The organism is Neorhizobium sp. SHOUNA12A, from assembly GCF_023006505.1.
GTDB lineage: Bacteria > Pseudomonadota > Alphaproteobacteria > Rhizobiales > Rhizobiaceae > Neorhizobium.
The window spans coordinates 1-12,385 of record NZ_JALBGV010000047.1 but is presented as its reverse complement, the minus strand read 5'-3'; the positions used below and the strand labels follow the sequence as shown (position 1 = coordinate 12,385).

The window sequence follows — 12,385 nt, the reverse complement described above, 5'->3', positions numbered from 1 at the left end:
CATCCGAAGCGAAATCAACCTACTCCGTACGCTATCTGACCAAAGTCTTCGATGCGTCATTTTTTATTTCAAGCGTGCCTGAACGGGCATAGAATTCATCTGTCGGCTGCAGGAGGATTGCAATGCAAGCCCGAGAATTCGACAGGAATGTGATGACCATGCATGACGTCGACGTCATGCGCGAGGCGGTCAACATGGCCGTTTCTTCTCCCGAAACGGCGGATATCGATCCCGAAGCCATTGCCAGGATCGTGTTCTGGTTCTATCGCCGCGGACTGGCCGATCCTGAAAAGCTCAGCGACATCGCCGTTTTTCTGGCAAGCTCCCGCGCTTTCATTCCTTCCGATAGAGGTTCCCACCATCATCAGTTGACCGGCGGAGCCGACGTGCCGGATTTGCTTCAGTCAATCCTGCGGAGCAGACGGCGTAATCCTGCCGCTTGAATAGGTCAAAGCCCGGCCCGTTCACCGAAGAATTGGACAGGCGCGAGTATGAAGACTGTTCACCCGACGTTTGAGAAATGCATTTCGGCGGCCGGGAACGTGCACTCCTTCACCGCCTTGACGAACTCGTCTGGATCACAGGGCCGACCCATTTGCATTTAGTTCCCATCAAAGGATGGTTTGTGCCCTCGTCCGCTCGACGGAGTGCACGATATAGGGGACGCCCGACTTTGCGAGTATTTCGGCGATGCGTCGCATGGCTCGTCCCGCAGCCGGGTTTCGATTATGGCAAGCTCAGGTGTTCTCCTGAAGCAACTCGATCGCCGCAGCGCATGACGAGTGGGCGCTGATGCTGTCAAATCCGGCCTCGCGAAGCAATTCCTCCATATACACGGCAATCAGAGCCTGCGGATCGTGATGGTGTCTCCTTCGGACTTGATGAACCCGTTGCCTCCCGGGGGTCGGCTCCGGCTGGGGGCGAAATGACACGTCAAGCTTTTGACGCGGTTGGCCGCTTGGCAAATCGCCAATTGATAGGCTTGCTGCCTTACGCTTCCGGTATCCCCCGGTGTAGCGCTTCCGTCGTCACAAGCCCGGCAATCTTCTCGGATAGCGCAGGATCCGATACAGCCCGAGCGAGAGTGACACCACCGGTGAGAAGGGCGAGTAATACAATGGCCCGATCTTCTCGCGAAGTACCTTCACGATCACCTGGAGCACCTTCTGGGAGACCAGCAGCGATTTCCGCGATGAGGCGCTGCAATTCTTCGGTATAGGCATCTCGGGTTTCGTTGTCGGTACGCATGACGTCGGCCGACAAGCTCGGCAACGCGCAGCTTTCACCGAGATCGCATGTCCGCTTGTATCCCAGATAATAGGTGACGAAGTTTTTCAGCCAGCCCTGTTGGTGTTCGGCCTTAAGGGCCGATATTCCCAGCCGCAAATCTTCCAGGCCAGTAAGGACGGCAATGCGGAAGGCTTCGCTCTTGGATCGAAAGTGCCCGTAGAAGGCACCGTTTGTCACTCCTGCTGCCTTTGTCAGCGCGTCGATGCCCGCGCCACCATATCCTTCTTTACGAAACATCTGCCCAGCGGCGGCGATGACTTTCGCCTGGGTACGCTTCTTATGTTCAGCGGTGTAGCGCATATAAACCTCATAAAGAGCAAACGCTCTTTTTATCTTGATTAGAGAGTTACCACTCTCTAATGATAGAGAGCGTTCGGTACATATCGCACCCGGACATGTCTAAAACAAGGAGAGACCATGCCCATCACACTGACCATACCGGAAGGCCTGCTGTCGCCTGCCGCGCAGGCGGAGGCCTTTGCAGGGCTGACGGAGGCCGTCCTTGAGGTCTCCGGCCTCAACGGAAATGCGTTCATGACTTCGAATGTTGTCGGCTCGATAAACGTCCTTCCTAAAGAGCACGTTCTTGTGGCCGGGAAACCAGCAGAAGCAGCGTTCATCGAACTGAAACTGCCAGAGATCGCACTGGCGACGGCGGAAGCTAAGCGGGCCTTTATCGAGAAAGCAACCGATGTGGTCGAACGAGCCGCAGGCGGGCGACTGCGACGCGAACATATTTGGTCGAACATCGTCTATGCACCTGACGGAGCCTGGGGGATTGCTGGCCGTAGCTATGACAACGATGACCTTATAAGCGCCATCACCGGGTCGGCTGCGTAACCACATTGGACATCAGAAAAGCCGGGCCGGAAGGCCCGGCAGCAGTAGGAGTTTGAACCATGCAACTGGCCAACTATCTCTTCTTCACCACGCAGTGTGATGCTGCGCTCACCTTCTATACGGAATGCGGTCTTGGTGGGGTAACCATGTTGATGCGCCACGGAGATCACGGTGTTCCACTCGCCAGCGAGGGGATGAAGGGTAAGGTGATGCATGCCCGTTTCGAGGGACCAGGAATTCTATTCTTCGCCTCGGACAATCACGACGCCGAGCCGATGAGAGGTTCGGCTCATATTCTCATCATGGACGATCGGGGCCGGACTAACGACCTGTTTGCGAAGCTGACGGCTGGCGGTAAGGTGACGACACCACTCGCGATGCAGCCTTGGGGGAGCTACTATGGCAAGCTCACGGATAGGTACGGGGTCCAGTGGATGCTGGATTGCAAAGTTTAGGGTCTTCAAGGCGATAGCGCTGGACGATGCTGGTCATTGTATTCTTGCTGATACCGAGATCGTGGGCGATCCAGCGGTAGCTGCGGCCTCCTGCTACGAGCGCCAGAACTTTCGGCGCAAGCCGATCCGATTTGGGGCGCTGTCCGGTCTGGCGGCCGAGGCTCTTGCCGCGCGCCTTCGCGGCGGCGAGGCCGGATTTCAGCCGCTCGCTGATGAGGTTGCGTTCAAATTCCGCAATGCCGGAGAGAAAGGTCGTCAGCATCCGGCGATGCGGAGACGACAGGTCGAATGCCATGCCGTTCATGGCGATAACGCAAACCTTCCAGCTTTCCAGTTCTCGTAGGGCATTGAGAAGGTCGATGGTCGAGCATACCCAACGCGAAAGCTCGGTGTCAGGACTGCGCATCCGCGACTTGCCTTCGAAGCGCCTTTACGTATTCAATCCCGCAGCGACACCCAAGGATTTGCGCAAACTGGCCGGTGGCAAGATTCGCGAGGAATTGATCATCGCGAACTGACCCGACCTGTTCCGCTGCGCCGCGACCATGGCATCCGGCAAGATCAAGCCGAGCCAGTTGCTCCGCAAGCTTGCCTCCTATCCACGCCAGAACGATCTGGTGGTTGCGCTGCGCGAGGTTGGCCGTGTGGAGCGGACACTCTTTATCATAGCGTGGATCCCCGACACGGAGATGCAGCGGCGCGCCCAGATCGGCCTTAACAAGGGCGAGGCTCACCACGCTCTCAAGAATGCGCTGGGCATCGGTCGCCAGGGTGAAATCCGTGACCGAACTACTGAGGGGCAGCATTACCGGATAGCAGGCCTCAACCTGCTTACCGCAATCATCAGGGACGATGGATCAAGGCTAGTCCTTTGGCGCCTGCCGGGCAAGCTTGGTACGTGACGTACCAAGTGCCGGAAATGCAGCCATCAGGGAGGGCGGAATGCCATATCGGTCGCGTATCCTTTGTCCGCTACCGTACGGGAACGACATGTCCGGCGATCGGGTTATTCTGCGCAGGAGGGAGCTGTGAATGACTATCATCCCGAACCTACCGGACCGGAATATGCAGGAAGACGGAAGTCCTCGGATCGATGACCTCGCCTCGGATGTCCACCGCATGGCGCGCCGATTTCTTCACTCGAAGAAGGGATCAGGAGTTCTTGCCGAACGAGTCATCTTGCGAGCGAAATGCGAGCTTCCTTCAGGGCAGGACCCCGACGTTCTTCGGCTTCACGTGTTCAGGATAATGTGTGAAATATTCATCGCCGACGTTGCAGCGTCGCGAGGCCGGAAACCTAATGTCTGACGCCGCTGTCGTATTGCCAAAGCAGTTCCTCGACGATCTCTTTGATATGCTTTGGCTTGGAACCGAGCACATAGGAACCGGTACGCTCCGGTCCCTGCTGCTCCATCACGACAAAAAGAAAAGGAACCGAAGCGGCTTCAAGCTGCTCGGATATCCGGAACATCAGATTGGCGTCTTCGGTGGCATCGATCAGCACGCCGTGGGCGGCATGCACAAGCCGCATTTCGAAAGCGGGCGGCAGCACGGGTCCCTGCAACTCTATTCCTGCTCGCTCCCAAGCATCGCGAGTGCCGGAAGCAACAAGGTTCTTGTTGCCGATGACGATCATCGTGTACTGGCTCACCTGTTATCCCGCTTTACGTGTCGCCCTGTGCAACCCCGTTCTACCGCCGCAAACTGTGGGGAAGACTGGAAGTTCGCTGCACAGGCACACAATTTTCGCGGCTCCGCAATCGGCGTGGAGCGCGGCCTGACTGCGTTGAGATTTTAAATTTGGCCGCTTTGAATAATTTTGACTCGTCGGCGCGCCTTTGGGTCTTGAAAAGTCTCTGACGGGTTTGAGATCGTGTGCCTCGGCAAAGTTTGAGTTGACGGCTTTCGATGGCGAGGCGACAGTTGCAACTGACAGCAAGGCAGGAGAAGACGGATGGACGAAACGGACCGTTGGCGCCACATGGCAAGCGCACCGAAGGACGGTAGTCGGATCCTGGTTACGATCCGCCCCTCCGAACAGGGGCCGGCAGAAGTTGACCTCGCCTATTGGTCGAATGGCGATCAGTTCGGTGGAGAAGGCTGGCGCGCTTCTGATTCCTCGCCCGGGCACATCATCGAATATGCCGAGCCGGAATTGAAGTGTTGGATGCCGATGCCCTCGGCCAACCTCAACCGGTTTTCAATGCCCTCGCCTTGGGAAGGCACCGACGGACAGCAGTTCGACGGGTCGGGGATTTAGAGGTTTGCGGCAAAACATGTCCCGTTAACTGGGCGCCTGGTGTCTTGAGCGAAGAAAATCCATCAAGTCACTGGCAGGCTTGGACAACGGGCGGCGGATTGAAGCGATCTGCCGTACATCGAAGCCCAATTCATCTCCGGCCAGATCGACCTTGACCAGCTCGCCACGCTCGAGATCAGCCGCTACGCTTCGTTCCAGCGAACAGGCAATGCCGACACCGGCAACAACGAACTCGCGCAGGAACTGGTACTCGGTCGCCTGCGCCGCGACCTTTACGTGGCTGATACCAGCATTCGCCAGGAGCTTCGAGACACCACGTCCAAACAGCGAAGAGGGCGGAGGACCTACGAAGTCATAACGTGCCACGTCCTGCGGCTTGACGCGCTTGCGGTGGGCAAGGGGGTGGTTTGGCGAGGCGATGAGAACCAGCTTCTCGCGGCCGATAGTTTCAGCACGGACGCCTCGAAGGTCTTCATTGCCCAGAAAGCAGCCGACGTCGGCCACGCCATCGCGAACCTCGGAAAAAACATCCTCCTGTTTGCCGATCCTCAGAACGAGCTGGATATCCGGCCGCGCGATCGCAAAGTCCGTCAGATCTTTTCGCAGAACAAAATTGGAGAGGCTTCGCTGGCAAGATAGAATCACCTGCTGACCGGTCTCGCCTCGGATTTTCACGACATCTGCGCGCATGTCGTCGGCCTCGGCCAGGAATTCGCGCGCATGTTGCAGCACGCTTTGGCCGATCTCGGTCAGCAGCGGCTTGCGGCCCCGGCGCCGCACGAAAATCTGCCCGCCGATTTCCTTCTCGATTGCCATGATATGGGCGCTGACCGAGGGCTGCGCGATGCCGAAACGGTCGGCGGCGGCCGCGAAGCTCCCCTCCTCGACCACTGCAACCAGGACTTCCATGCGTCGAAGCGTGATATTGAACATGGTGATAACCTATAGCCTATAGGCTATCAAACCTGAAGCCCCCAAACCCGTTGCTAGTTACCGTTCGAATGGATCAAATGCTGTTCGAGGATGAGGAATGACATGAACAATCTCACTGGGAGCCTGACGCTTTAACGTCAGCCGGAGTGTTCCTGCCACCGCTGCCGAGGTCTCGGCCCAATCCGCAAAGATTAAAGCATTCCGCATGGGTTCCATGCGGACAGGAGGACGCATGAATATTGTCGGAATTGATATTGGCGGCACGTTTACCGATCTCGTCGGTTATGTCGACGGCAAGATCGTAACGTCGAAGACCTCGACCGTGCCCGCCGATCCGACCCAGGGCATCGCCCGCAGTCTCGAGCTTGCGAATTGCGATCCCGACCAGCTCAACGAGATTCTTCACGGCTCGACGATCGCCATCAACACGGTGCTGGAGCGCAAGGGCGCCCGTACCGCACTGATCACCACGAGCGGTTTCCGCGACGTCTACGCGATCGGTCGTTCGAACCGCATCCAAGCTTTCAACCTGTTCTTCAAGCGTCCGCAGCCTCTCGTGCCGCGCAGCCTGACCTTCGAAATTCCGGAGCGTATACTTGCTTCCGGCGAAGTGTTGGAAACGCTCGACGAGAAGGTGGTCGCCGCCGTCATCGCCGAGATCGAGGCCGCCGGTGTTGAATCCGTTGCCATCTGCCTGCTGCATTCCTGGGCCAATCCGGACCACGAGCGTCGCGTCGGTGACATGCTGCGCAAGGCGCTGCCGAATATCTTCGTGACGCTCTCGCACGAAATCCTGCGCGAATACCGCGAATACGAGCGGTCCTCGACCACCGCGCTCAACGCCTTTGTCGGCCCCCGCGTCGAAGGTTACCTGAAGCGTCTCGAAACCTATCTCCGCTCCGGCGCCTTCGACGGCAAGATCCATATCATGCGATCGAATGGCGGCGTGATGTCGATCGGTCAGGCGCAGGAACAGCCAGTCTCGATGATGGAATCTGGCCCGGTTGCCGGCATGATCGGCGCCGGACGTCTGGCCAAGCTGCTCGGCCTCAAGCGCTGCATCGGTTTCGACATGGGCGGCACGACCGCCAAGTCGAGCCTGATCACCGATGGAGCGCCGGCTATCGAAACCGGTTACGTGATCGGCGAAGAGGCTGACGGCCAGCCGATGCAGTTGCCAGTTGTCAACATTGTCGAAGTCGGTGCCGGCGGCGGTTCGATCGCCTGGGTCGACAATGCGGGCGGTCTGCACGTGGGTCCCCAGAGCGTCGGCGCCGATCCTGGCCCTGCCTGTTACGGCAAGGGAGCCGACTTGCCGGTCGTCACCGACGCCGACCTGATCCTCGGCCGCATCAATCCGCAGCGGTTCCTGAACGGCGGCATGCCGCTCGACAGGACGGCTTCCGAACAGGCAATGCTGAGCAAGGTCGGCAACACGCTGAAGCTCAATCCGGTCGAGGCAGCGCTCGGCGTCGCCAAGATCGCCGATAGCTCCATGTCGCTGTCGGTGCGCGCCGTCTCGATCAACAAGGGTATCGACCCGCGCGATACGGCGATGATCGCCTTCGGCGGCGCCGGCCCGCTGCATGCGATCGCCATCGCCCGCGAGATCTACATTCCGCTGGTGATCATCCCGAAACTGCCCGGCACCTTTTCGGCGCTCGGCATGCTGATGGCCTCCTGGCGCCAGGATTTCGTGCAGACTTTCATCGGCCGCGTCGGCGAACTTTCCGAGGCCGGCGTCGAAAAGGTCTATGCCGAACTCGTCGCCAGCGGCCGTGAGCAGATGAAGCGCGACGGCATCGTCGAAAACGAGGCGGATCACCGCTTCTTCGCCGATCTGCGTTATGTCGGCCAGGAACATGCGATCTCGATCCCGATCGAGAATACCGGCATGCTGTCTGGCGATACCAGTGAGGTCCGCCGCCGTTTCGATACCGAGCACGACCGCCGCTACAGCCAGTCGGCGCCGACCGAAGCACTCGAAATCGTCAGCCTGCGCCTGGTCCTGACCGCCGCCCGCACCGACAACGTTGCCGAGGAATGGCTGTCCCGTCCATGGGAGCCGGAAGCGGAATCCGAGGTCGGCAGCCGCGATGTGGTGTTCGACGATCCGGCAAAGCCGCTGAAGACGGCGATCTACTGGCGCCCGGCGTTGCCGGCTGGCTTCAAGCTCACTGGCCCTGCCGTCATCGAGGAACCGAATTCCACCATCCTGATCCATCCCGGCGACGAAGTGGTCGTCCACGAGGCAGGCCATCTGCTGGTGACGCTCGCCAAGCAGAGCGAGGAATAAGAACATGACCCTCCAGAAAAACGATCCGATCACCGTTGAAGTCGTCCGCAATGCGATCGTCGCCTATGCCGACGAGATGGCCGAGGCGCTCTGCAAATCCGCCTACAACATGATGATCTACGAAGTCCGCGACTATTGCTGCGGCCTGATCGACACGACCGGCCGGATGATCTCCCAGAACCGCGGCGGCCTGCCGATCTTCCTCGCCGACCTCGGCATCGCCGTCGAGGACGGCATCAAGAAATACGGGTTGAAGGGTTTCGAAGAGGGCGACGTCCTCGTCATGAACCATGGCCATATCTGCGGCCAGCACCTGAACAACGTCGTCGTCTACGCGCCCTGTTTCCACGAGGGCGAATTGATCGGCTTTGCGGCCAACCGCGCCCACTGGGTGGATATCGGCGGCGGCCGCCAGGGTTTCGGCTCCAACGCGACGACCGACATCTACTCCGAAGGTCTGCAGATGCGGTCCCTGAAGATCTACAAGGCCGGCGAGCTCAACGACACGCTCTACCAGATCATCCAGGACAATATCCGTTATCCGGATGCCAGCCTCGGCGACTTGCGTGCCCAGGTCGCGTCCTGTCAGATCGGCGCCAAGCGTTATGCCGAACTGGTCGCCCGTTATGGCCGCGGTGTGGTGGAAAGCTGCGTCGAGACCATCTGGGACCAGACCGACAAGGCCGCCCGCCAGGTGATCGAGCGCATTCCGGACGGCACCTATGCGGCCGAGAGCTTCCTCGACAACGATGGCCGCGATCTCGCGACGCCGCTCAGGATCGCCGTCAAGGTGATCGTGTCCGGCTCGACCATCACCGTCGATTTCCATGGCATGCATCCGCAGGTGAACGGCCCCTTGAACTCCGGCCGCTCGGGCGGCATCGCGGCCGCCCGCGTCGCCTTCAAGGCGCTCACCTCGCCGGAACTCGACGTCAACGAAGGCTGCTTCCGTGCCCTCAATGTCGACCTGCCGGACGGCACGATCCTTTCGGCCCGCCCACCGGCCGCACTCGGCCAGTGGAGCATCGCGCTGCCGACCGTGATCGACACAATCCTCAAGGCGCTGGCGCCGGCCGTGCCGGAGCTCATCCCGGCCGCCCATAAAGGTGACATGGGCGGATGCTCCTTCTTCGGCTTCTACGACGACGGTTCGCGCTTCCTGCTGATGAACATCTTTGGCGGTGGCTGGGGTGGTCGTCCGCATGAGGACGGCGAATCCGCAGCCGTCTCGGTCTGCCAGGGCGACGTGCGCAACACGCCGGTCGAGCTACAGGAGATCAAGTATCCGTTCATCGTCGAGAAGCACGCCTTGCGGCCGGATTCCGGCGGTGCCGGCGAACATCGTGGTGGTCTCGGCATCGAGCTCACCTATCGGTGCCTGCGCGCCTGCCGCGGCAATATCAATTTCGACCGCACAGTCACCCCACCCTGGGGTCTGCATGGCGGCAATACCGGCGAGGTCAGCGTTGCGATCATCGACCGTGCCGACGGTACGCAGCTGCGCGTCAACAAGGCGACCGACGTTCACTTCACGCCGGGCGACCGGATCACTTTCCTTACCGCCGGCGGCGGCGGTTACGGCGACCCCAGAAAGCGCTCGCGCACCGATCTCGACGAGGATATCGCCAATGGTCTGGTCTCCAGAGAAGCGGCTGTCCGCGACTACGGCTATGCCGAACCGCAGATGCCGCGTCGTATCGCAGCGAACGGCTGAGGACATGGCGATGATCGGCGAAATCCGCAAGAAACGGTTGATCGAGGCGATGCTGGAGGCGGGGCTCGACGGCCTCGTGCTTTACGGCAATGCCTGGCAGAACGACTACCTGCGTTATGCCGCCGATTTCGGCATTCTCGAAGGCGAGGGTCTGGCCGTCGTCACCCGCGACGGCGACGTCACTCTCTATCTCGACGACGAACTGGAGGGGGAACGCGCCGCGGTCGAATGTCCGGAGGTCAAGACTGTCGTTGCGGACGACCTGATCGGAACGGTGTCCGGCGTCATTGGCCGGCTCGGCAATAGCCGCATCGCCGCGGGGCCTAAGCGTCACCTGCCCTATGGGCTTGCCGCCCAGCGTGGCGATCTTCGTTTCGAGGACGCAACTGCGCTGGTCGATCGCCTGCTGATGGTGAAATCTGCTGATGAGCTCAACGCCGTGCGCAGCGCTGCCCGTCTGGCGGACGAAGGTTATGCGGTCTTCCGCAATGCCGCCGCTGTCGGCAAGAAGGATTACGAGCTGATCGCCGAGATCGAGTCCTTCTTCCGCAATGAAGGCGTCGACGACAACTTCATGATCATCGGCGTCGGCGGTCCGGAAGTGCGCGGCATGGCGCCACCGCTCGGCAAGATCCTGAAGCCCGGCGACCTGGTGACGACCGAGCTTACCCCTTGTGTCAACGGCTATTACGTCCAGATCTGCCGCACGCTGGTCATCGGTGAGCCGAATGAGGCGCAGCGCAAGGTGTTTGGCATCTATAACGACGCGTTGGAGGCCGGCCTTGCGGTGGTCAGGCCCGGCGTGACCGCGGCCGATATCGCCCGGGCAGAGAACGACATTTTTCGCGCCCATGGTTTAGGCGAATACGTGACCAGCGAATATACCCGCGTGCGCGGCCACGGGCTTGGCCTTTTCCCGGATACCAAGCCGCATATTCTCGAAGATGTGAACACGGTGATCGAGGAAGGCATGTCGATGATCGTGCATCCGAACACATATAATCCCGAGATCGGTTATTTCGTGCACGGCGACTCGCTGATCGTCCGTGCCGACGGTCCGGAAATCCTGACGAAGACGCCGCGCGAGCTCTTCTCGGTCGGCGCCCGGAGGATAGCGGCATGAGACACGGTCTGATCCTGTGGCGCGAGGACGAACTCTCCCTCGCGGACGTCACCGCCCGGCAAGTCCGCCTGCAGCAGGCGATCGCCGCTGCCGGTCTCGATGGCGTGCTGATCTATACCAATCACGTGCGCTCCGCCGGTGTCACCTGGGTCTCCGGGTTTACGCCCTATTGGTCTGACGGCTTGGTCCTGGTCCTACGCGACGGCCTGCCGATCTTCCTGACGGCGCTGTCGAAACGCGTCGGCGAATGGGTCAAGTCGGTCGCGCCGACCTTCGAAGTCGCCCACTCGCCCTTCCCCGGCAAGCTTGCCGGCGAACGCCTGGCCCAGCTCGGGGCGAAACGTCTCGGCGTCGTCGAACTCGACCGTATGCCGGGGGGCGTGGTCGATGAAATTCTGTCCGTCCTGCCGGTCGAACTCTCCGATGCAACGGAGCTTTTCACGGCGGTTCGCGGAAAGGCGGATCGCGCCGAACTCGATCTCGTGCGCCGCACGGACGATATCGCCCGCGAGGCGTTCAAGGCGGGTGATATCAAGGGCAGATTGGCCGGCGATTTCACCGGTCCGGTCGAACGGGCCGTGCGGCTTGCCGGCGCCGAGGAATGTTACGTTGCCGTCGCGCCCGATCTTTCCCAGGATCGCCGTTTCATCCGCACCGGCAGGCAAGAACTCGGCCGCACCTTCGCGGTCCGCCTGTCGCTCGCCTATAACGGCGTCTGGGTTCGCCGGATCGAAACATTCTCCGCCGTTTCCGAAATCGCCGCGCGCCTTGCCTCCGTGAGCGCCGAGCTGGACAGGGTGTCTCCCGCTTTTCCCGCCAATGGCTCGATTTCGGCTTTCCGTCTGCCTTATGGTGCCGAACTGATCGACTGGCATCTCGAGGCACCGCACGGCACCCGGCCGCTGAAGGTCGTGGCCGATGCGCAAACGCCGCTTGCCGCGCCAGTCCCCTACGGCATCCTAACGACGGCCTTCACCCTCGATGGCGAGACGATCGTCGCGTCGCGTCCGGTCGGACTTGGCGATAGTTCAATGCGGGAGGCGGCTGAATGAACGCACGCGATCTCGTTTCCATTCTTCTGACGGTCGATGGCGGAGACCAGAAACTCCGCGATCTCGTCAACCTCCATACCGTCGACGCGCTGGCATGTCTGGCGGCCGGTGCCGGTGCGTCCGAAGGCTCCTCACTCCTCGCCTTCTATCGCGAGACCGGTGCCGGCGACGCAGTCTCCTCTGCTGCGGGCGCGTCGGCGGTTATCCGTTTTACCGAATGGGACGCGATCCACGTGCCTTCCTGTGCGACGCCCGGTGCCATGGCGGTGCCAACGGCACTCATTTTCGCAAAGGACTATCAAGCGTATGCGAAGGCCGTTGCCGCTGGCCATGCCGTCGGTTTGGCGCTGTCGGAGGCCGTCGGCGGCGTTTCGGCCTTGCCGGAAACCTGGCCGGGCCTGTTCGCAGCGCCGGCTGTCGCG

Annotated in this window: 12 protein-coding genes and 2 pseudogenes; 10 read left to right on the top strand and 4 right to left on the bottom strand. The window is 60.6% G+C overall.

Annotation, left to right across the window (positions count from 1 at the left end):
* The first annotated feature begins 122 nt into the window (after window positions 1–122).
* Window positions 123–443, top strand: a complete 321-nt coding sequence (locus tag MOV63_RS20040) for a hypothetical protein (RefSeq protein ID WP_247036191.1) — start codon at window positions 123–125, stop codon at window positions 441–443.
* Between the two features lie 547 nt (window positions 444–990).
* Here the strand turns inward: MOV63_RS20040 and MOV63_RS20035 are convergent.
* Window positions 991–1,590, bottom strand: a complete 600-nt coding sequence (locus MOV63_RS20035; protein WP_247036190.1) for a TetR/AcrR family transcriptional regulator — start codon at window positions 1,588–1,590, stop codon at window positions 991–993.
* 117 nt (window positions 1,591–1,707) lie between these two features.
* Between MOV63_RS20035 and MOV63_RS20030 the strand changes: the two genes are divergently transcribed.
* Together MOV63_RS20030 and MOV63_RS20025 are read left to right on the top strand one after the other, a co-directional pair.
* Window positions 1,708–2,130, top strand: coding sequence for a Tautomerase enzyme (locus MOV63_RS20030; RefSeq protein ID WP_247036188.1), 423 nt, complete (start codon window positions 1,708–1,710; stop codon window positions 2,128–2,130).
* Window positions 2,131–2,189: 59 nt separating this feature from the next.
* On the top strand, window positions 2,190–2,585 hold the full coding sequence (locus MOV63_RS20025) for a VOC family protein (protein ID WP_247036186.1): 396 nt from the start codon (window positions 2,190–2,192) through the stop codon (window positions 2,583–2,585).
* Here the strand turns inward: MOV63_RS20025 and MOV63_RS20020 are convergent.
* Window positions 2,539–2,976: pseudogene (locus MOV63_RS20020) on the bottom strand (recombinase family protein); the annotation flags it as partial. The gene MOV63_RS20025 and the pseudogene MOV63_RS20020 overlap by 47 nt on opposite strands.
* Window positions 2,977–2,986: 10 nt before the next feature.
* Here MOV63_RS20020 and MOV63_RS20015 point away from each other — a divergent pair.
* Window positions 2,987–3,430: pseudogene (locus MOV63_RS20015) on the top strand (Tn3 family transposase); the annotation flags it as partial.
* A 452-nt stretch (window positions 3,431–3,882) separates the two neighbouring features.
* On the opposite strand, the gene MOV63_RS20010 reads toward MOV63_RS20015, so the two are convergent.
* Window positions 3,883–4,221, bottom strand: coding sequence for a hypothetical protein (locus MOV63_RS20010; protein WP_247036183.1), 339 nt, complete (start codon window positions 4,219–4,221; stop codon window positions 3,883–3,885).
* A gap of 318 nt (window positions 4,222–4,539) precedes the next feature.
* On the opposite strand from MOV63_RS20010, the gene MOV63_RS20005 reads away from it, so the two are divergent.
* Window positions 4,540–4,845, top strand: coding sequence for a hypothetical protein (locus tag MOV63_RS20005; RefSeq protein WP_040125076.1), 306 nt, complete (start codon window positions 4,540–4,542; stop codon window positions 4,843–4,845).
* Between the two features lie 24 nt (window positions 4,846–4,869).
* Here MOV63_RS20005 and MOV63_RS20000 read toward each other — a convergent pair whose 3' ends face one another.
* Window positions 4,870–5,778: a LysR family transcriptional regulator gene (locus tag MOV63_RS20000; protein ID WP_247036181.1), complete on the bottom strand. Its 909-nt coding sequence runs from the start codon at window positions 5,776–5,778 to the stop codon at window positions 4,870–4,872.
* 232 nt (window positions 5,779–6,010) lie between these two features.
* Between MOV63_RS20000 and MOV63_RS19995 the strand changes: the two genes are divergently transcribed.
* The 5 genes from MOV63_RS19995 to MOV63_RS19975 form a co-directional block, all read left to right on the top strand.
* Entirely contained in the window at window positions 6,011–8,074 is a 2,064-nt protein-coding gene (locus MOV63_RS19995) for a hydantoinase/oxoprolinase family protein (protein ID WP_247036179.1), read from the top strand.
* Window positions 8,075–8,078: 4 nt separating this feature from the next.
* Entirely contained in the window at window positions 8,079–9,788 is a 1,710-nt protein-coding gene (locus tag MOV63_RS19990; RefSeq protein ID WP_247036177.1) for a hydantoinase B/oxoprolinase family protein, read from the top strand.
* A gap of 10 nt (window positions 9,789–9,798) precedes the next feature.
* Window positions 9,799–10,911: a Xaa-Pro peptidase family protein gene (locus MOV63_RS19985; RefSeq protein ID WP_247036175.1), complete on the top strand. Its 1,113-nt coding sequence runs from the start codon at window positions 9,799–9,801 to the stop codon at window positions 10,909–10,911.
* Window positions 10,908–11,963, top strand: coding sequence for an aminopeptidase P family N-terminal domain-containing protein (locus tag MOV63_RS19980; RefSeq protein ID WP_247036173.1), 1,056 nt, complete (start codon window positions 10,908–10,910; stop codon window positions 11,961–11,963). Before MOV63_RS19985 ends, MOV63_RS19980 begins: the two co-directional genes overlap by 4 nt.
* Window positions 11,960–12,385, top strand: a 426-nt coding sequence (locus MOV63_RS19975) for a hypothetical protein (protein WP_247036171.1), incomplete at its 3' end; no start/stop codon positions are given. The genes MOV63_RS19980 and MOV63_RS19975, both read left to right, overlap by 4 nt.

Coding starts and splice junctions, on each gene's coding strand:
- MOV63_RS20040 (WP_247036191.1), top strand. CDS start 123: ATGCAAGCCCGAGAATTCGACAGGAATGTGATGACCATGCATGACGTC.
- MOV63_RS20035 (WP_247036190.1), bottom strand. CDS start 1,590: ATGCGCTACACCGCTGAACATAAGAAGCGTACCCAGGCGAAAGTCATC.
- MOV63_RS20030 (WP_247036188.1), top strand. CDS start 1,708: ATGCCCATCACACTGACCATACCGGAAGGCCTGCTGTCGCCTGCCGCG.
- MOV63_RS20025 (WP_247036186.1), top strand. CDS start 2,190: ATGCAACTGGCCAACTATCTCTTCTTCACCACGCAGTGTGATGCTGCG.
- MOV63_RS20010 (WP_247036183.1), bottom strand. CDS start 4,221: ATGATCGTCATCGGCAACAAGAACCTTGTTGCTTCCGGCACTCGCGAT.
- MOV63_RS20005 (WP_040125076.1), top strand. CDS start 4,540: ATGGACGAAACGGACCGTTGGCGCCACATGGCAAGCGCACCGAAGGAC.
- MOV63_RS20000 (WP_247036181.1), bottom strand. CDS start 5,778: ATGTTCAATATCACGCTTCGACGCATGGAAGTCCTGGTTGCAGTGGTC.
- MOV63_RS19995 (WP_247036179.1), top strand. CDS start 6,011: ATGAATATTGTCGGAATTGATATTGGCGGCACGTTTACCGATCTCGTC.
- MOV63_RS19990 (WP_247036177.1), top strand. CDS start 8,079: ATGACCCTCCAGAAAAACGATCCGATCACCGTTGAAGTCGTCCGCAAT.
- MOV63_RS19985 (WP_247036175.1), top strand. CDS start 9,799: ATGATCGGCGAAATCCGCAAGAAACGGTTGATCGAGGCGATGCTGGAG.
- MOV63_RS19980 (WP_247036173.1), top strand. CDS start 10,908: ATGAGACACGGTCTGATCCTGTGGCGCGAGGACGAACTCTCCCTCGCG.